Origin of the sequence: Mesorhizobium koreense, from assembly GCF_031656215.1 — a bacterium.
GTDB classification, from domain to species: Bacteria; Pseudomonadota; Alphaproteobacteria; order Rhizobiales; family Rhizobiaceae; genus Mesorhizobium_L; species Mesorhizobium_L koreense.
The window spans coordinates 314,056-332,745 of sequence record NZ_CP134228.1; the positions used below are offsets into that span (position 1 = coordinate 314,056).

At 64.5% G+C, this 18,690-nt stretch carries 13 protein-coding genes; 4 read left to right on the forward strand and 9 right to left on the reverse strand.

Translation table 11 applies throughout. The annotated features are described in order from the left end of the window. Positions 1-64: 64 nt before the first annotated feature. On the reverse strand, positions 65-1,129 hold the full coding sequence (gene trpS / locus RBH77_RS01425; RefSeq protein WP_311030379.1) for a tryptophan--tRNA ligase: 1,065 nt from the start codon (positions 1,127-1,129) through the stop codon (positions 65-67). Positions 1,130-1,326: 197 nt separating this feature from the next. Here trpS and RBH77_RS01430 point away from each other — a divergent pair, with 197 nt between their 5' ends. From RBH77_RS01430 to RBH77_RS01440, 3 genes are all read left to right on the forward strand, one after another. Continuing rightward, positions 1,327-2,031 carry an RNA polymerase sigma factor gene (locus RBH77_RS01430; RefSeq protein ID WP_311030380.1) on the forward strand — a complete coding sequence of 235 codons (705 nt, stop codon included), beginning with the start codon at positions 1,327-1,329 and terminating at the stop codon, positions 2,029-2,031. 87 nt (positions 2,032-2,118) lie between these two features. Next, positions 2,119-2,643: a DUF4142 domain-containing protein gene (locus RBH77_RS01435; RefSeq protein ID WP_311030381.1), complete on the forward strand. Its 525-nt coding sequence runs from the start codon at positions 2,119-2,121 to the stop codon at positions 2,641-2,643. Further along, positions 2,621-2,968 carry a cupredoxin domain-containing protein gene (locus tag RBH77_RS01440; protein WP_371832825.1) on the forward strand — a complete coding sequence of 116 codons (348 nt, stop codon included), beginning with the start codon at positions 2,621-2,623 and terminating at the stop codon, positions 2,966-2,968. Before RBH77_RS01435 ends, RBH77_RS01440 begins: the two co-directional genes overlap by 23 nt. A gap of 15 nt (positions 2,969-2,983) precedes the next feature. Here RBH77_RS01440 and murJ read toward each other — a convergent pair whose 3' ends face one another. The 3 genes from murJ to mutS form a co-directional block, all read right to left on the reverse strand. Continuing rightward, on the reverse strand, positions 2,984-4,531 hold the full coding sequence (murJ, locus tag RBH77_RS01445) for a murein biosynthesis integral membrane protein MurJ (RefSeq protein WP_311032710.1): 1,548 nt from the start codon (positions 4,529-4,531) through the stop codon (positions 2,984-2,986). An 82-nt stretch (positions 4,532-4,613) separates the two neighbouring features. Then, positions 4,614-7,421 (reverse strand): [protein-PII] uridylyltransferase, encoded by a 2,808-nt coding sequence (locus RBH77_RS01450; RefSeq protein WP_311030382.1) that lies wholly within the window; start codon positions 7,419-7,421, stop codon positions 4,614-4,616. A gap of 97 nt (positions 7,422-7,518) precedes the next feature. Next, positions 7,519-10,275 carry a DNA mismatch repair protein MutS gene (gene mutS, locus RBH77_RS01455; protein WP_311032711.1) on the reverse strand — a complete coding sequence of 919 codons (2,757 nt, stop codon included), beginning with the start codon at positions 10,273-10,275 and terminating at the stop codon, positions 7,519-7,521. A gap of 156 nt (positions 10,276-10,431) precedes the next feature. Here mutS and RBH77_RS01460 point away from each other — a divergent pair, with 156 nt between their 5' ends. Further along, complete coding sequence (locus RBH77_RS01460; protein WP_311030383.1) at positions 10,432-12,726, forward strand: NADP-dependent malic enzyme; 2,295 nt, start codon at positions 10,432-10,434, stop codon at positions 12,724-12,726. 268 nt (positions 12,727-12,994) lie between these two features. Here RBH77_RS01460 and RBH77_RS01465 read toward each other — a convergent pair whose 3' ends face one another. The 5 genes from RBH77_RS01465 to RBH77_RS01485 form a co-directional block, all read right to left on the reverse strand. Next, positions 12,995-13,804 (reverse strand): transporter substrate-binding domain-containing protein, encoded by an 810-nt coding sequence (locus RBH77_RS01465; protein ID WP_371832906.1) that lies wholly within the window; start codon positions 13,802-13,804, stop codon positions 12,995-12,997. A gap of 53 nt (positions 13,805-13,857) precedes the next feature. Then, complete coding sequence (locus tag RBH77_RS01470; protein ID WP_311030385.1) at positions 13,858-14,508, reverse strand: amino acid ABC transporter permease; 651 nt, start codon at positions 14,506-14,508, stop codon at positions 13,858-13,860. Positions 14,509-14,518: 10 nt separating this feature from the next. Then, positions 14,519-15,190 (reverse strand): amino acid ABC transporter permease, encoded by a 672-nt coding sequence (locus RBH77_RS01475; RefSeq protein ID WP_311030386.1) that lies wholly within the window; start codon positions 15,188-15,190, stop codon positions 14,519-14,521. A gap of 172 nt (positions 15,191-15,362) precedes the next feature. Next, on the reverse strand, positions 15,363-16,247 hold the full coding sequence (gene olsB / locus RBH77_RS01480; RefSeq protein ID WP_311030387.1) for a l-ornithine N(alpha)-acyltransferase: 885 nt from the start codon (positions 16,245-16,247) through the stop codon (positions 15,363-15,365). Positions 16,248-16,362: 115 nt separating this feature from the next. After that, the gene (locus RBH77_RS01485; protein ID WP_311030388.1) at positions 16,363-18,681 is read right to left on the reverse strand and encodes an ATP-binding protein; all 2,319 of its coding nucleotides are present in this window, start codon (positions 18,679-18,681) and stop codon (positions 16,363-16,365) included. Positions 18,682-18,690 lie beyond the last annotated feature (9 nt).

The following is an 18,690-nucleotide window of genomic DNA, read 5'->3' on the forward strand; positions in this document are numbered from 1 at the left end:
CGTCGCGGGCAGTGCAATCCACCGCCCGCAATCCCCCGAAGCTAGCGAGCCGACCGGCGCCGCGTCAATCATCGAGAAGCCCGACGATGCGCCGCACCGTCTTCATCGTCGCCTCGGCGAGTACGCGCGCCCGTTCGCCGCCATCCTTCAGGATGCCATCGATATGGGCCGGGTCCGCCATCAAGCGTCGCATCTCCGAGGCAAGCGGGGCGAGTTTATCGACCGCAAGATCGGCCAGCGCCGGCTTGAAGGCCGAGAACTGCCGGCCGGCGAATTCGGCGACGACCTTCTCCTTGGTCGTGTCGGCAAGGGCGGCATAGATGCCGACGAGATTCTCCGCTTCCGGCCGATCCTTCAGGCCGGCAATCTCCGACGGCAGCGGCTCCGGATCGGTCTTGGCTTTCTTGATCTTCTTGGCGATCATGTCGGCGTCGTCGGTCAGGTTGATGCGCGAAAGGTCGGACGGGTCCGATTTCGACATCTTCTTCGACCCGTCGCGCAGGCTCATGACACGGGTGGCGACACCTCCGATCAGCGGCTCGGTCAGCGGGAAGAAGCCGTTCACCTTCTCCTCGCCGACCGCCATCTCGACGCCGACGCCGAGGTCGGCGATTCGCTTGGAGAAATCGTTGTTGAATTTCTGGGCGATGTCGCGCGTCAGTTCCAGATGCTGCTTCTGGTCGTCGCCGACCGGCACGTGGGTGGCGCGGTAGACGAGGATGTCGGCGGCCATCAGGTCGGGATAGGTGAAGAGCCCCACCGAGGCGTTCTCGCGATCCTTGCCGGCTTTCTCCTTGAACTGCGTCATGCGGTTCAGCCAGCCCATGCGGGCCACGCAATTGAAGACCCAGGTAAGCTCGGCATGCTGCATGACCCGGGCCTGGTTGAAGACGATGTGCTTCTTCGGATCGATGCCGGCGGCGATAAAGGCGGCCGCGATGGCGCGCGTCTGGTCGGGCAGATCCTCGTGGACCAGCGTCGCCGTCAGCGAATGCATGTCGACCACGCAATAGATGCAGTCGTGGCTTTCCTGCAGGGCGACGAATTTGCGAATGGCGCCGAGATAGTTGCCGAGATGGAGGTTGCCGGTCGGCTGGACACCGGAAAAGACAAGGGGCTTGAAGGACATCTGATTTTCCTCGTGGCTTGTGGAGGGCCGTTTCGCGCGCGGCGAAATTCCTGGACGGGCGCTTATGGATCATGGCGGAGAGGACGGCAAGAGGGGAGTGATGCCGCATGAACAAGGAATCCTGCCGCACCGTTTTTCGTGTTAAGTTCGGAACCTTTCGTCGGCACGATCATCCAATGACGCGTGTGGAGATTGTCATGGCAAAAATAGCAAGCGTCGCATCGACGGGCATGGCCTTCCGGGCGGACATGGCGCTGGTCGAGCGCGCGAGGGCGCGCGAGGCGGCCGCCTGCCGCCTGCTCATCAAGACCTACAACCAGAGACTCTACCGTCTCGCTCGCAGCATCGTGCGTAACGATGGCGAGGCCGAGGACGTGCTGCAGGAGGCGTATCTTCGGGCCTTCGCGCATCTCGACACCTTCCGCGGCGATTCAGCGCTGTCCACCTGGCTTTCGCGCATCGTCATCAACGAAGCGCTCGGCCGGCTGCGCAAGCGGCGGCGGGCGGCGGCGGCCGAAGTCCCCGAAGGCCATCGCGAGGGCGGCAACGGCGCCGACATCATCCCCTTCCCTCTCGTTTCGAGCGAGGCCGACCCGGAGCGCACGATGGCACAAAGGCAGATCCTCAACCTCGTCGAGCGGGCAACGGACGACCTGCCCGAGATCTACCGCACCGTCTTCGTCGCCCGCGTGATCGAGGGGCTGAGCATGGAGGAGACGGCGGAACTCCTCGGCATCAAGGCGGAAACGGTGAAGACAAGGCTCTTCCGCGCCCGCCGCCTCGTGCGCGACGCAATCGAAAAGGAAGTCGGCCCGGTATTGATGGACGCCTTCCCCTTCGCCGGCCGCCGCTGCGAACGGCTCACACGCGCGGTCATGATGCGCCTCGGCTTCGGGGAATGATTTTCCGGGAACGTTTCTTCCCTGCCGGCATCAGATAGGCGTTACCAGCAACATAGCCGTGGCCGATGCCACGGAAGGAGAAAGACCATGGCCATTCGATCGACCGCGGTGCTCGCCGCGTCGTGCCTTTTCCTGGCAGGACTGCCGGCATGGGCCGCTGAAAAACCAACCGATCCGCAGATTGCCCATATCGCCTACACCGCCGGCGAGATCGACATCGAGGCGGCGAAACAGGCGCTCAAGAAAGCGCACGACAAGGATGTCAAGGCGTTTGCCGAGGACATGCTGCGCGACCACGAAGCCGTCAACAAGCAGGCGCTGGCGCTGGTCAAGAAGCTCAAAGTCAAGCCTGAGGACAACGCCACCAGCGAGGCGCTGACCAAGGCGGCGAAGGCCGAACGCGCCAAGCTCGCCAAGCTGAAGGGTTCGGCCTTCGACAAGGCCTATGTCGCCAATGAAGTAGCCTATCATAAGCAGGTGAACGGGGCGCTGAAGGACCTCCTGATCCCGTCGGCCACCAACCCGGAACTGAAGGACTTGCTCGAAACCGGCCTGAAGATATTCCAGGGCCATGAGGAGCATGCCGAGCATGTCCAGTCCGAGCTCAAATAGGGGGGCGCGGTCGCTGCGCTGGGCTGTCGCGCTCGCCGGCGCGTTCATGCTCGGCGCGGCGACCGTCCCGGCACGGGCCGACACCATCACGGTGACGATCGAAAAGCTCGTCTTCTCGCCGGTCGACATCAAAGCGAAGGTCGGCGACACGGTCGAATGGGTGAACAAGGACGTGTTCGCGCACACGGCGACCGTGAAGGGCGGCTGGGACGTGATGCTCCCGCCGAAGAAATCGGAGAGCCTAGTGCTGAAGAAGGCGGGAGCGGTCGAATATTACTGCCGCTTCCACCCCAACATGAAAGGACACATCACGGTCACGCCGTGATGTGTCGCCGCCGCATTATTCGGCGGGCTTCCGGCCACGCTCGATGTTGCGGCGGATCATGCCGAATTCGGCGCCGCCTATGGCAAAGGCGGCGCCGAAATAGATCACCATTCCCGCCGCGATCAGAATCATCAGAGCCGAAGCCTGCGTCAGGAGCGGCGATTGCGGCGTCAGCCACGAGGCCATCCCCTTCACGCCGAAATGAAGCGCGACGGCCATGATGGCGGTCGCCACGATGAGGCGCGGAACGCGCCGGATGAGCCCGTCGTCGCGCCCCCAGTGGCCACGTCGGACAAGCGCCGCCAGAAGCATCATCGCATTCAGCCATCCGGCTGTGGCCTCGGCAGTGGCGATGCCCGCTTCATGGATAATCGGAAACAGTGTCAGCGCGAGAGCCACGTTGACGGCAACGGAGACGGCGGCGAAGCGCATCGGCGTCCTCGTGTCCTCGCGGGCGAAGAAGCCGGGCGTGAAGGCCTTGATCATCACGAAGGCCGGCAGGCCGAGCCCGAAGATGGCGAGCGCGGCAGCGACCGAATGGGTGGTGTCGGTCGAAAAGGCGCCGCGCTCGTAAAGCACGCGAACGATCGCTTCCGACATGACGAGAAGCGCGCCGGCGGCCGGCAGGGTCAGGAAAAGCGCGAACTCGACCGAGCGGTTCTGCAGATTCGCCGCCTCGACCATGTGGCCCGACTTCAGTGCCCGCGCCAATTCCGGCAGGAGCACGACGCCGACCGCGATGCCGACGACGCCGAGGGGAAGCTGATAGACGCGGTCGGCATATTGCAGGACCGAGATCGCGCCCGGCTTCGAGGACGCGATCATCTGGCCGATGACGAGGTTGATCTGTGTGATGCCGCCGGTGACAGCGGCGGGGACCGCCAGCGCCAGGAGGCGCCAGACGGCGGGCGTCATGCGCGGCCAGCGCAGGCGGATATGGATGCCGGATTGCCTGACCGCAATCGCCACGATCCCAAGCTGGACGATGCCGGCGGCGAGCACGCCCCACGCCATGAGGTGGCCGGCGGTCCTGCGCTCGACGCCGTTATGGAGCGCATAGGCGAGGACGCCGATCAGGATGATGTTGAGGAAAACGGGGGCGATTGCCGCGGCGAAATATTTGTGCAGCGAATTGAGGATGCCGCTCATCATGGCGGCCAGAGACATGCACATCAGATAGGGGAACATGATGACCGCCAGCGCGGTCGTCAGCGTGACTTTGTCACCGGAGAAGCCGGGTGCGATGATCGTTCGCACCAGTATCGGCATGGCGAGTTCCATGAGGACCGTCAGACCGAGGAGCAGCGTGAAGAGGATGCCGAACACCTCTTCCGAGAAGCGCCGCGCGCCATCCGGCCCGTTGGCCTCGATCTCCTTGGAGAAGAGCGGGACGAAGGCGGCGTTGAAGGCGCCCTCGGCGAAGAGCCGCCGGAACAGGTTCGGGAAGCGGAACGCCGCGTAGAAGGCGTCGGCCACGGGGCCGGCGCCGAGCACGGCCGCCATCATCGCCTCGCGGGAGAAGCCAAGGATGCGGCTCGCCATTGTGGCGCCGCCGACGGTCATGAATTTCTTGACGAGGCTTACGGACGACAAGAGAGGGATTCCGTTTGCGGGAGAGCGGGCATGGACAAGGTGCGTGGGCCCTTCATTCGGCGGCCGCCGTTGCTTTGGCGCCACGCGCCGGTGTGCCGTGCCGAAGCGTTTCGAGAAGAACCGCGCGCACCTTCTCCTGGCGTGTCGGGTTCTCGATCTTCTGGCCGGTCAGGTCGGTCACGTAGAAGGTGTCGATGACCTTCTCGCCGAAGGTCGTGATATGGGCCGACGCGATATCGAGCGAGAGGTCGGAAAGCGCGCCGGTGATCTCCGAAAGCAGGCCTGGCCGGTCCAGCCCCTCGACCTCGATGACGGAGAAGCGGTTGGAGAGCGCGTTGCGGATATCAACGCGCGGGTCGATGCGGAAGGCCTTGGCCCCTCGCTTCGGCTTTGCGCGACTCTCGATCATGGCGGGGAGCCAGGCGCGCCCCGATAGCACGTCCTCGATCAGCTTGCCGATGCGTCGGGCGCGACGCGCCTCGTCCTCGTCATGCTCGAATTCGCGCGAGACCAGGATGGAATCGAGCGCGCGGCCGTCGGAGGTCGTGAAGATCTGCGCGTCGACGATGTTCGCACCCGCCCCGGCGCAGGCGCCCGCGATGACGGAAAGGAGACGCGGATGGTCGGGCGCGAGCACCGTGATCTCCGTCACCGCCTCGAACTGGTGCAGCCTGACCATGGTGGCAAGCGGCCGTTTCTCTGCGTCGGCCTCGCGGATGAATTCCAGATGCCGCTTCTGGTTCTCCAGGTCGACGGTAAGAAGATAGTTGTCATAGGGAAGCGCGAGATAATGCGCGCGCTCCTCTTCCGGCCAGGCGTTCATGGCCGCCTCCAGTTCGGCGCGCGCTTCGGCCGCCCGCTTGGCGCGCGGGGCCTCGGAGAAGCCGCCGGTCAGGAGCAATTCGGTCTCGAAATAGAGCGTGCGCAGGAGTTGCCCCTTCCAGCCGTTCCATACACCCGGCCCGACGCCGCGAATATCGCAGACGGTGATGATGAGCAGCATCTTCAGCCGCTCCACCGACTGCACGATCGCGGCGAAATCCTCGATGGTCTTGCGGTCGTTCAAGTCGCGCGTCTGCGCCGTCATCGACATGGTGAGGTGCTGCTCGACCAACCAGGCGACGGTTGCCGTATCCGCGGCCGACAGCCCCATATGCGGACAGACGCGACTGGCGATGCGGGCGCCGGCGATGGAATGGTCCTCGGGACGGCCCTTGGCGATATCGTGGAAGAGAAGAGCCACATAGAGCAATTCGCGATGCGCCTTCATTCCGTGCATCAGCGAATCCGTCAGCGGATGCAGCTTGACCGCCCCTCCATGCTCGATCTCGGACAGGATGCCGATACAGCGAAGCAGATGCTCGTCCACCGTGTAATGGTGATACATGGAGAACTGCATCATCGCGACGATCTTGCCGAAATCGGGGATGAGCCTGCCGAGCAGGCCGGTCTCGTTCATGCGCCTCAGATTGAGCTCGGGATTCCGTTCCGAAGTGAGCACGTCCATGAAGAGCCGGTTGGCCTCGGCGTCGCGCCTCAGCTCGCGCGTGACGAGGCCGAGCGAGCGGGTGACGAGTTGCATGGCGTCGGGATGAAACTCCAGCCCGTGCCGGTCGGCCAGCCAGAACAGCCGTATCAGATTGACGGGATCGCGCTCGAATACCGTATCGTCGACGATATTGATACGATGGTTGTCGATGATGAAATCGCTGGTGCCGGCGATCTTGCGCTTGCGACGCGAGAAGGTGAGGAAGAGCCGGTTGAACCCCGGCACCTGCTTGGCCTGCTCCTCCTCCAGCGCGGCGCAAAAGATGCGTGTCAGGTCGCCGACATCCTTGGCGACGAGGAAATAGTGCTTCATGAACCGCTCGACGGCGGATAGGCCGGGATGGCTCGTATAGCCGAGGCGCTCGGCGATATCGCGTTGGATATCGAAATGAAGCCGCTCCTCGGCGCGCCCGGTCAGGAAATGCATGTGGCAGCGCACGGCCCAAAGGAAATCGTCCGCCTTGCGGAAGGTGAGGAATTCGTCGCGCGTGAAAACGCCCTTCTCGACCAGATCCTTGCCGTCGCGCACGCGGTAATAATATTTGGCGATCCAGAAGAGCGTGTGGAGGTCACGCAGCCCGCCCTTGCCGTCCTTGACGTTCGGCTCGACGAGATAGCGTGATTCGCCGGCCTTGTGATGGCGCGCATCGCGTTCGGCGAGCTTGGCCTGGACATATTCCGGCCCGGTGTCCTCGACGACCTCGCGGTCGAAGCGGCGCAACAGATCGTCATAGAGCGGCTTCGCGCCCCAGATGAAGCGCGCCTCCAGCACCGCCGTCGCGATGGTCACGTCCGAGCGGGCGAGCCGTACGCATTCGTCGATGTTGCGGGTAGCGTGGCCGACTTTCAGGCCCATATCCCAGAGCACATAGAGCATGTATTCGACGACCTGCTCGCCCCAGGGCGTCTGCTTGTAGGGCAGCAGGAACAGGAGGTCGATGTCGGAGCCGGGCGCCAGCGTGCCGCGGCCGTAGCCGCCGACCGCCACCACCGCCATACGTTCGGCGGCGGAAGGGTTGCTCGAACGGTAGACATACCCCGAGGCGAAATCGTAGAGCGCGCGGACGATCTCGTCCATAATATGCGACAGCCGCGTTGCGCAGGCCGTCCCGCCCCGATCGGCGAGCAGCCACTCCTCGGCCTTTCGGCGGCTGCCGGCGAGCCTTTCCTTCATGAAACCGGCGACCGCCTGCCTGAGCCGCAGATCCGGCGTGGAACCGTCGCCGCCGGTCTTTTCGGCGAGTGCCGCCAGATCACGGCGAAGCGCCTTGCCGTCGATCAGATCCTCGAGCTTCAGGGCAATTTTCGCCATGTCCGCTTCGGCGTGTCCTTTTTCGGGCGCGGTCTATAGCGCGAAAAGATGGCGATGGATACGGGCCGGCCTCAAGACGCCAATGCAATCTGTTCGACTATTTGTCGGCCGTCAGCCCCTTCAGCCTGTAGATCGCGTCCAGCGCCTCGCGCGGCGTCATCTCGTCGGGATGGAGCGCGGCGATCGCGGCCGCAAGCGCGTCGTCGGTCTTGGGTTTCGGCGGCTCGCGACGGACCGACACCGAAAAGAGCGGCAGATCGTCCACCAGCCGTTCCGCCTTGCCGGAAGTCTCGCCGGCTTCGAGCTGGTGCAGAACCTCGCGAGCCCGGTCCACGACCGCCTCGGGCAGGCCGGCAAGCCGCGCCACCTGAACGCCGTAGGAGCGGTCGGCAGCGCCGCGCGCGACCTCATGCAGGAAGACGACATCGCCTTCCCATTCCTTGACACGCATGGTGACGTTAGCGAGGCGCGGCAGCTTTTCGGCAAGCGCCGTCATCTCGTGGAAATGCGTGGCGAAGATGGCGCGGCAGCCATTCTTCTCGTGCAGATATTCGACCGCCGCCCAGGCGATGGAGAGGCCGTCGAAGGTGGCGGTGCCGCGGCCGATTTCGTCGAGGATGACGAGCGCGTGGCTGCCGGCCTGGTTGAGGATCGCCGCCGTCTCGACCATCTCCACCATGAAGGTGGAACGACCGCGCGCCAGATCGTCGGAAGCGCCCACGCGGGAAAAGAGGCGGTCGACGACGCCGATATGCGCGCGCTTCGCCGGTACGAATGAGCCGGCCTGCGCAAGGATGGCAATCAGCGCGTTCTGGCGCAGGAAGGTCGACTTGCCGCCCATATTGGGGCCGGTCAGAAGCCAGATCGCGCCCAGCTTCTCGCCACCGGCCGGCGAAAGATCGCAATCATTGGCGACGAAAGGGTCGGCCGCCTGCCTGCGCAGCGCCTGCTCGACCACCGGATGGCGACCGCCTTCAATCTCGAAGGCAAGGCTGTCGTCCACAAGCGGCCGGCAATAGTCCCCGCTTTCGGCAAGCGCGGCCAGCGCCGCCGAAACGTCGAAGACGGCAAGCGCCCCGGCACCGGCGCGGATGACGTCGGCGTGGGCGACCGCCTCGCCGACGAGCGTATCGAAGACGGAAAGCTCGATCGACAGCGCGCGGTCGGCGGCATTGGCGATCTTCGTCTCCAGATCGGCCAGTTCCGTCGTGGTGAAGCGCATGGCGCTTGCCATGGTCTGGCGGTGGATAAAACGGGCGCGTGCGGCGTCCGACCCCGTCATCGGCTCCTTATGGTTGGCGGTGACCTCGATATAGTAGCCGAGCACGTTGTTGTGCCGGATCTTGAGCGAGCGGATACCGGTCTCTTCCGCAAGATCGCGCTCCATGGCGGCGATGACGCGCCGCGACTGGTCGCGCAGCGCGCGCATCTCATCGAGTTCGGCGCTATAGCCCGGACGCACCAGCCCGCCGTCGCGCTTTAACAGCGGCAGATCGTCGGCGAGAGCCGCCGCCAGATGTTCGGCGAAGGCCGCGGGCAACGCGGCGACCGCCGCGCACACGGTCTCCAGTTCGGCCGGAAGCGCCTCGCGGCTCGCCAGTTCGGCGCTATCGCGGGCGGCTGCCAGCCCGACGGCGAGCGCGCCGAGATCGCGCGGTCCCCCCCTGTTGAGCGCCAGCCGGGAAAGTGCACGCTGCATGTCCGGCGCGCCCTTCAGCAATTCGCGAAGTCCGTCCCTCAAGCGCGGCTCGGCAAGCAGGAAGGAAACCGAATCGAGCCTGGCGCCGATTGCGGCCGGATCGGTGAGCGGCGACATCAGCCGCTCGGTGAGCAGGCGGGCGCCGGCCCCGGTGACCGTCCGGTCCACCGCCTTCAACAAGCTGCCGTCGCGGCTACCCGACAAAGTGCGGGAAAGTTCCAGATTGGCGCGCGTCGCCGGATCGATGAAGAGGGAGGCGCCAGACGCCTCGCGTTCCGGCCGTGTCAGCGGCGGTCGCTCGGCCTTCTGCGTCTTCTCCACATAGGCGATGGCGCCAGAAATCGCCGACAGTTCCGCGCGAGAGAACTGGCCGAGCCCGTCCAGCGTGGCGATGTCGAAGAAACGGGAGATGCGGTCGGCGGCGCCGGAAGAATCGAACAGGATCGCCGGCTGCGGGCTGACGATGCGGCCGAGCGTGTCGAAGACAGGACGGAGCGCCTCGTCGTGGAAGACCGGCTCGGCAACGATCAGTTCGCGCGGATCGATGCGCAAAATGTCGGTCAGCAGCCGCGCGGGCGCGGTCTCCGTCACCCGGAACGTGCCCGTCGATATGTCGATCCAGGCGAGCGCCAGGCTCCCCTGGGTCCCCGTCGCGCCATGGCGCTCCTCGCCTCTTGTTCCGCCGTCGCCTTTTACGCGGCCGAGCGCCATCAGGTAGCTGGTCTCGGCCGCGGCAAGCAGCTTCTCCTCGGTGATCGTGCCGGGCGTGACCAGACGGATCACGTCGCGGCGCACGACCGATTTGGAACCGCGCTTCTTCGCTTCGGCCGGATCTTCCATCTGTTCGCAGACCGCGACGCGGTAGCCGAGCGCGATCAGCTTCTGCAGATAATCGTCGGCCGCATGTACCGGCACACCGCACATCGGGATGTCGTGGCCCTGATGCTTGCCGCGCTTGGTGAGCGCGATGCCGAGTGCACGGGAGGCCACTTCCGCGTCCTCGAAGAACATCTCGTAAAAATCGCCCATCCGGTAGAAAAGCAGCGAATCAGGATTGGCCGACTTGATCTCGATATACTGTTCCATCATCGGGGTTATGCCGCCTGCGGCGGCGGGCATCGGCGCGGCCTGCCCGGCGCTCTCCGGCGCCGGCATCCCCGCGAAGGCGGCTTTGTTGATGGGCGTTACGTCGTTCAAGGCGAAACTGCTTTTTGATCCTGTGCGCTAATCCTGCTTGGCGATTCCGCCCGGCAAAGTGTAGCCTTAACAACCGTGCTCCACAAAAGAAGAGCATGGTTTCGGGAGGAAATGTTGGATTCCAAGGCGACCAAAGGCAAATCGGACAACGCCAGACCATCGGTCAGCGACCAGGAGGCGCTGGATTTCCACTCCACCGGACGCCCGGGCAAGCTGGAGATCAACCCGACCAAGCCGATGGCGACGCAGCGCGACCTGTCGCTCGCCTATTCGCCGGGCGTCGCCGTTCCGGTCCGGGCCATTGCCGAGGAGCCGAGCCGCGCTTTCGACTATACGAGCCGGGGGAACCTCGTCGCCGTCATCTCGAACGGCACAGCGATCCTCGGCCTCGGCAATCTCGGCGCGCTCGCCTCCAAGCCGGTCATGGAAGGCAAGGCGGTGCTGTTCAAGCGCTTCGCCGATGTCGATTCGATCGACCTCGAAGTCGATACGATGGATGCCGACGAATTCATCAACTGCGTCCGCTATCTCGGACCTTCTTTCGGCGGCATCAACCTTGAGGATATCAAGGCGCCGGAATGTTTCATCATCGAGCAGCGGCTGCGGGAACTGCTCGACATCCCCGTCTTCCACGACGACCAGCACGGCACCGCGATCATCGCGGCGGCCGGCCTCATCAACGCGCTCGATCTCACTGGCCGCGACATGAAATCGGCGAAGCTCGTCTGCAACGGCGCCGGCTCGGCCGGGATCGCCTGCATCGAGCTTCTGAAGGCAATGGGCTTCTCGCCGGAGAACATCATCCTGTGCGACACCAAGGGCGTCGTCTATCAGGGCCGCACCGAGGGCATGAACCAGTGGAAATCGGCCCACGCCGCCAAGACCAACGCGCGCAGTCTCGCCGACGCGATGGAAGGCGCCGACGTCTTCTTCGGCCTTTCCGCCAAGGGCGCGCTGACCCGCACCATGGTGGAATCGATGGCGAAGAACCCCATCATCTTCGCCATGGCCAATCCCGATCCGGAGATCACGCCGGAGGAAGTGGCCGACATCCGCACGGACGCCATCATGGCGACCGGCCGTTCGGACTACCCGAACCAGGTCAACAACGTGCTCGGCTTCCCCTACATCTTCCGGGGCGCTCTCGATGTGCGCGCCACCACGATCAACGACGACATGAAGGTTGCCGCGGCACAAGCGCTCGCCGAACTGGCACGCGCCGACGTGCCCGACGACGTCGCCGCCGCCTATCAGGGAGCGCGGCCGAAATACGGGCCGAACTACATCATACCCGTGCCCTTCGATCCGCGGCTCATCTCAGCCATTCCGGTGGCGGTGGCCAAGGCGGCGATGGATTCGGGCGTGGCGGGACGGCCGATCGTCAATTTCGACAAATACGCGCAGGCGCTTTCGGCACGGCGCGACCCGATCGCTTCGACCCTGCAACGCATCTTCGACCGCGTGCGCCGCCAGCCGAAGCGCGTCGTCTTCGCCGAGGGCGAGGAAGAGCAGGTGATGCGGGCGGCGATCTCCTACGCCAACCAGAAGCTGGGCACGGCGATCCTTGTCGGCCGCGACGACGTCATCCGCGAGAACGCCGCCAATGCCGGCGTCGACCTCGACCGGCCCGGCATCGAGATCATCAACGCGCGCCTGTCGCGCCGCAACGCGGTCTATACCGATCACCTCTACGAGCGCATGCAGCGCAAGGGCTTCCTGTTCCGGGACTGCCAGCGGCTCATCAACAACGACCGCAACCATTTCGCCGCCTGCATGGTGGCGCTGGGCGACGCAGACGCCATGGTCTCCGGCCTCACCCGAAACTATTCGACCGTTCTGGAAGACGTACGGCGTGTCATCGACGCCAAGCCCGGCCACCGGGTCATCGGCGTTTCGATCGCACTCTGCCGCGGACGGACCGTGCTCGTCGCCGACACCGCCGTGCACGACATGCCGAATGCGGAAGAGATCGCCGATATCGCCGAGGAGGCGGCCGGCTTCGCGCGGCGGATGGGCTATGAGCCGCGCGTGGCGATGCTCGCCCATTCAAGCTTCGGCAATCCCTTCAGCGAACGGTCCGAACGTATCCAGGAAGCAGTGAAGCTCCTCGACAAGAGACGCGTCGATTTCGAATATGACGGCGAGATGGCCGCCGACGTGGCTCTGAACAGCCGGTTGCTCAAGCAGTATCCGTTCTGCCGCTTGTCCGGACCGGCCAATGTGCTGGTCATGCCGGCCTTCCATTCGGCCTCGATCTCGACCCGGATGCTGCAGGAACTGGGCGGCTCGACCATGATCGGCCCGCTCCTCGTCGGCCTCAACAAGCCGGTACAGGTCGTGTCGCTCAACTCCAAGGATAGCGACATCGTCAACATGGCGGCGATCGCCGCCTACAATGCCGGGGTCTGAGCGACCCCGGTAAGACAGTATGGTGCGTCCTTCGAGGCTCGCCCCTTCGACAAGCTTAGGAACTCGCACCTCAGTATGAGGGAGGTTGGTGCCCCGCTCCTTGAAGGATTGCGCTCTTTTCTTGAGGCATGGGCATATCGATCAGGCTCCGCTCCGCGGAGCGCCTCACGATGAGGGAGTCAGCATCAGCCGCCCTCATCCTGAGGTGCGAGCGGAGCGAGCCTCGAAGGACGCACCTAAGCCCTGTGTCGAACCTGGCGAGGGCGATTTAAAGCTTCGGCATCGGCGGCAGCTTCTCCAGCTTGGTTCCGAACCAGCGCTCATTGATCTTGGAAAGTTCGCCGTTCTTGACGATCTCATCGATGAACTTGTTGGCGTAATCGTGCAACGCGGTGTCGGACTTGCGGAACGCCATGCCGTTGGCCTGAGCCTTCAACGTGATCTTGGGCTCGATCTCCATCTTCGCATAATCCTTGTTCAGTTGCGCAAGGATGGTGTTGGAGGCGCCGAGCGCCTGCACCTGGCCTGAGATGAGCGCCTGCAATGCCGTCGCATCGTCATCGAAGCGCTTGATGTCGGTCCCCTGCGGCGCGATCTTCGTGATCGCCGTGTCCTGGGTGGAGGCACGCGCGACGCCGATCGAGACGGATTTAAGGTCTTCCGGCCCCGTGATCTTCAGGCTCTTGGGCGCCAGCACGTAGATCGTGAGGGCCGAATAAGGGTTCGAGAACAATACCTGCTTGGCGCGTTCGGCGGTGATGCCGAAGGTCGCGATCAGGACGTCGATCTTGTTGGTGAGGAGATAGGGGATGCGGTTGGGGCCAGTGACCGGCACAAGCTCAAGCTTCACGCCGAGCGATTTCGCCATGAGGGCCGCGACATCCGCGTCATAACCGGCTGGCTGCTGGTTGGCGTCGGTCCCGCCGAAGGGCGGATAGTCGACCAGGACACCGACCTTGAGCGTGCCGTTCTTCTTGATTTCGTCCGGCGTCGCGGCATCGGCCACGGTAATGCCGAAAGCCGCGGTGGCGAGGCCGGCAGCCGCCACCATGCCGAAGCCGCGGCGCGTGATTGTCATTGTCATGAACGTTTCTCCCTTGTTTTGGTTTTCGTTTCCACGCGATCGGCAGCTTAACGCCGGGCGACGGCAAGCCGGCGTTCCATCCGCCGGCTGTATACGGAAAGTGGCCAGCAAATCGCGAAATACGCAAGCGCCACGATCCCGAAAATCGTGAACGGGTGAAAGGTGGCGTTGTTCACGATCTGGGCGGCGCGCGTGAGCTCGACAAAGCCGATGATCGAGGCAAGCGACGTGCCCTTGATGAGTTGCACGAGGAAGCCGACCGTCGGCGGGATGGCAATGCGAATCGCCTGCGGTGCAATGACCAACGCCATCCTCGGCCAATAGCGCAGGCCGAGCGCGGTGGCGGCTTCGGTCTGGCCCGCCGGCACGACCTCGATCGAGCCGCGCCATATCTCGCCGAGGAAGGCACTGGCGTGCAGCGAGAGGCCGAGCGCGGCCGCCGCCCAGGGATCGACGCTGATCCCGAAGATGCCGGGCGCGAAGAAAGCCAGGAAAAGCTGCATCAGAAGCGGCGTTCCCTGGAAAATCTTGATGAAGCCGGCCGCGACCAGCCGCAACCAGCGGAAACGGCCGGTTCGGGCGAGCGCAACGAGCACGCCGCCGAAAGCGCCGCCGGCGAAGGCAAAAAGAGAGAGTAGCAGCGTCCAGCGGATGGCGCCGATAATGTAGAAGAGATCCCCCGAACCGAGTTCGCGCATCGCCGTTCCCCTACCGTTTGCCCGGCGTGCGCAGGAAGTTCTTCTCGATGGAGCCGAAAACACCCCAGAAGAAGGCGGATATGGCGAAATACATGCAGGTGATGACGAAATAGACCTCGAAGGAACGAAAGGTGCGCGACTGGATGTCGCCGGCCGCCGCCGTCAGTTCGGTCGCGGCAATGGCGGAGCAGACGCTGGAGTTCAAAAGGAGAAGGATGAACTGGCTTGTCAGCGAAGGATAGATCGCCTGGATGGCAGGCTTGAGGACGATGAGGCGGAATATCTGGAGCGGCCTTAGCCCGAGCGCCTTGCCGGCTTCGATCTGGCCGGCGTGGATACTCTCGATGCCGGCCCGGATGATCTCGATGCCATAGGCGCTGACATTGACGACCAGCGCGATCACCGCCGCGGTGTTGGACGACAGGCGGATGCCGAGCGAAGGCAGGCCGAAGAAGATCATGAAGATCTGGATCAGGAAAGGCGTATTGCGGATCAGCTCGATATAGGCGTCGATGACGATGCGGACGGGCTTCGGACCCGAGGTCTTGCCGAGTGCTCCGGCGACGGCGACGACCATGCCGATGACCATCGCAATGCCTGACAGGACGAGGGTATGGAGCGCGCCCCAGGCAAGCTCGGGCCAGGCGGCAAAGACATCCTGGAAATCAAACTGATAACTCATCGCGCCAATTCGCGCAGAAAACGGCTTCGCGTGTCCGGCATCGATTGGCGACCTCCCACATGAATGCCGAAGCACACTACGACAGGGAGGCTGGCGTAATCAAATGGGCGGTAAAACCGAAGAGGCCGGCCGTTCAATCCGCGTCAAGGGTCTTGCGCCGCAGGTCCTGAATTCACGCGTTGAAGCGCTCGGCCTCGGCGCCGTAGTAATTCAGGTAGCGCTCGGAAACGAATTCCATCGGCAGGATGATGAACACGTCCGTCGTGCCGAAATCGCGATCGATGACACAGCCGTCGCCGATCCGGGCGCCCAGCCTGAGATAGCCTTTGATGAGCGGCGGCATGGCGGCGAGCGCCGAGCGGGAACGGACAGCCTCGGGCGGCATCAGGTCCATCGTGTGGTAGCGCGAGATCACGGCGCGCACGTCCCATTCGGGATCGGCCCGGCAATTCTGGGCAAGGAAGGACAGCGCCTCGGCATGCGCCGCCGGCACCGTGCCGTGGAAGGAGGCGCAGCCGGTCATGACAGCGATATCGTAGTAGCCGACATAGGCGTAGATGCCCTGCCAGAGAAGCTCGATCGTGCGCTTCGAGCGGTAAGCCGGCAGTACGCAGGAACGGCCGAGTTCGAGGAAGCGCCTGCCCGGATGGCGGGCGATCAGCGCCTCGAGTTCGAATTCCTCGTCGGAATAGAAGCCGCCGGCGGCAATCGCGCTCTCCTGGCGCAGGAGGCGATAGGTGCCGACGATCTGCTGCGTTGCGGGGCCGTGGATAGCCGTGTCGACGACGAGGAGATGGTCGCAGACCGAATCGAAACGGTCCGAATCGCGCCGCTCAACCGCCGTGACCGCATCGCGGCGGGCGCCGAGTTCGTCGTAGAAGACGCGGAAGCGAACCTCCTGCGCGGCGGCGATTTCCTCCGCATCCCGCGCCAGGCGTACCTCCAGCCGGCCGATGCGGCCGAGCACGCCGCCGGCCGGCACGTCCTTGCGCTGCGTTGCGGGAAGCGCCCGGCCGGATACGGGATTATTCTTACGTTCCAGCATCATCGCCCGCATCGATGGTTCTCCCGATTCGGTCACCGGACCGGCCCTTAGCCGGTCCCTGCAACAGGAGAATGACAGTTTCGTGGCAGTTCCGCATTTGGCGGCAAGGATGCCGGAGTTCGGCCGCTCATGCAACGGCTTGTTCGGCCACCGCCTCCGCGAGCGCCTTCGGATCGAGCGGCTTGGAGACGAAACCGGTAGCGCCGTGGGCCAGCACGGCATGCCGTGTCGTCTCCTGCCCGTCGGCGGAAAGAACCATGATGGGAACGGGCGGAGCGCCGTGCTCTTCCTCGTGCTTGCGGATGAGCGCGATGGCGTCCAACCCGTCCATGACCGGCATATGCAAGTCCATCAGCACTACGTCGAAACGCCTGCCGGCCTGGGCATGGATCACGGCGTCGACCGCCGCCCGGCCATTGGTGACGAGCCGGACGCGATGCCCCGCCTTGGAGAGTGCCGCCCGCGCCAGCATGGCGTTGATCTCGTTGTCTTCGGCGATGAGGACGTTGAAGGCGGTTTCTCCGGTTTCCGGCAGACCGGTACCGGCCGGTTCGGCTTTTTCCGGCGTTTTGAGGATCGGGTCGGCCGATTTCGCGGCGAGCAGCACGCGCAGCAACGTCTCGCCGCGCACCGGGCGGGCGAGGAAAGTCGCGTAGCCGGCCTGGCGGTATTCGGCGAGGTGTCCCCGATCCGAAGGAGCGATCAGCGTTATGGCTTCGAAAGACCCGCCGAGCTTGTGGCGAAGCCGCTTGAGGATGCCACCATCGGGCTCTTCCAGCGCCGTATCGACAAGAATCGAGTCAAGTTCCACGTTCCGGGCCTCTGCCTCGCGGGCAAGTGCTGCGACACTGTCGGCGACGACCGCTGAGCCGCCGCAAGCCTCGACGGCCCGCGCGATCAGTTCCGGCTCGACCCGGTTGGGCGAGAGGATGCCGATCCCGCGGCCCGCCAGCACCTTCGACCGGGCACCGAGCGTCGTCATGCGGCCAAGCGGCAGTTCGACATGGAACCGGCTGCCTACACCGGCTTCGCTATCGACGCCGATGCGGCCGCTCATCGCCTCGACGATGCGTTTCGAAATGGCAAGGCCGAGGCCGGCGCCGCCATATCTGCGCGTCGAGGTGCCATCCGCCTGCTCGAATTCCTGGAAGATGCGTTCCAGGTCGGCCTTGCGCATTCCAGGACCGGTATCGACCACCGTGAAGCGGATCGAGGATGAAGCCGCCGTCCCGGCGGCTTCCACCGTCACCTGCACGCCGCCTTCATCGGTGAATTTCACCGCGTTGCCGATCAGATTGAGCAGTACCTGCCGCAAGCGGTTCGGATCGGCCGCGATGATCGCCGGAACGTCCGGCGCGCAATAGCAGCCGAGCCCGATCCCCTTGGCGTATGCCTTGGCGGCGAGAAGTTCGCAAACATTCTCGACGATCTCGCGCGGCGACACCGATTGCGGCTCGATATCGAAGCGACCGGCTTCGATCTTAGAGAAGTCGAGCAGGTCCTCGATCAGCGCGAGAAGCGCGCTGGCGGAGGTGGAGATGGCGCCGACATAGGTGCGCTGTTCCGGCGACAGGCGGGTATCGGCCAGAAGCTTGGCCATGCCCATGATGCCGTTCATGGGCGTGCGTATCTCGTGGCTGACGGTCGCCAGGAAGCGCGACTTGGCGAGATTGGCGAATTCGGCATGCTCGCGCGCCGCCACGGAGGCTTTTTCCGCGCGCTTGCGGGCAGTGATGTCGCGCGCGATGGCGCGGTGGGAGACGGCGTTGCTCGCCTTGTCGCGCACGGAGAGTTCGATCCAGGAATACCAGCGCGTCTCGCCGCCGGAACGAATGGCGACATCGGTGGAACTCAGGCACTCGCCTTCGGCGAAGGCGGCATCGGGCACCACGCCGATCTCGATCCCGAGTTCGGAGAGCGTCTTGCCGGAAAGCGCCTTTTGCGGGCAGCCGACAAGATCGGCCAGCACACGGTTGGCATAGACGATATGGCCGTCCCGGTCGCGGTGGACGACGATGTCGCCGAGTGCGTCGATCAAGCCTCGGAAGCGTTCCTCGCTTTCCTGCAATTCCCACATGCGGTCGGCGAGCGTCTCGATCTCGGCGCGGCTGGCGGCCTCGCCATCGAGGATGCGGCCGACCTTGGCCGCTTCGTTGCGCGTACGCCAGCCGATCAGGAAAGAAGCGATGCCGACCATCAGAATGGCGACGGAGAGGTAATGAGGAGAGCCCGAGAGATGGGCGAGGCCTGAAAGCATGACGGCGATGAAGGTCATCGCGTAGAGCAGATATCCGGGCGTGGCGGAGATGCGGCCGGCGAGCGGGCGCGGCGCGGCAATAGGCACAGGAAGCGGGGACACGACATGCGGCGCGGCACGCGCTACGGGGGCCGCATCGCCGCCGTCCGTCGCAAACGCCGTATCCGAATGAAAGCCTGGTTCCGCCATCTCGCCATG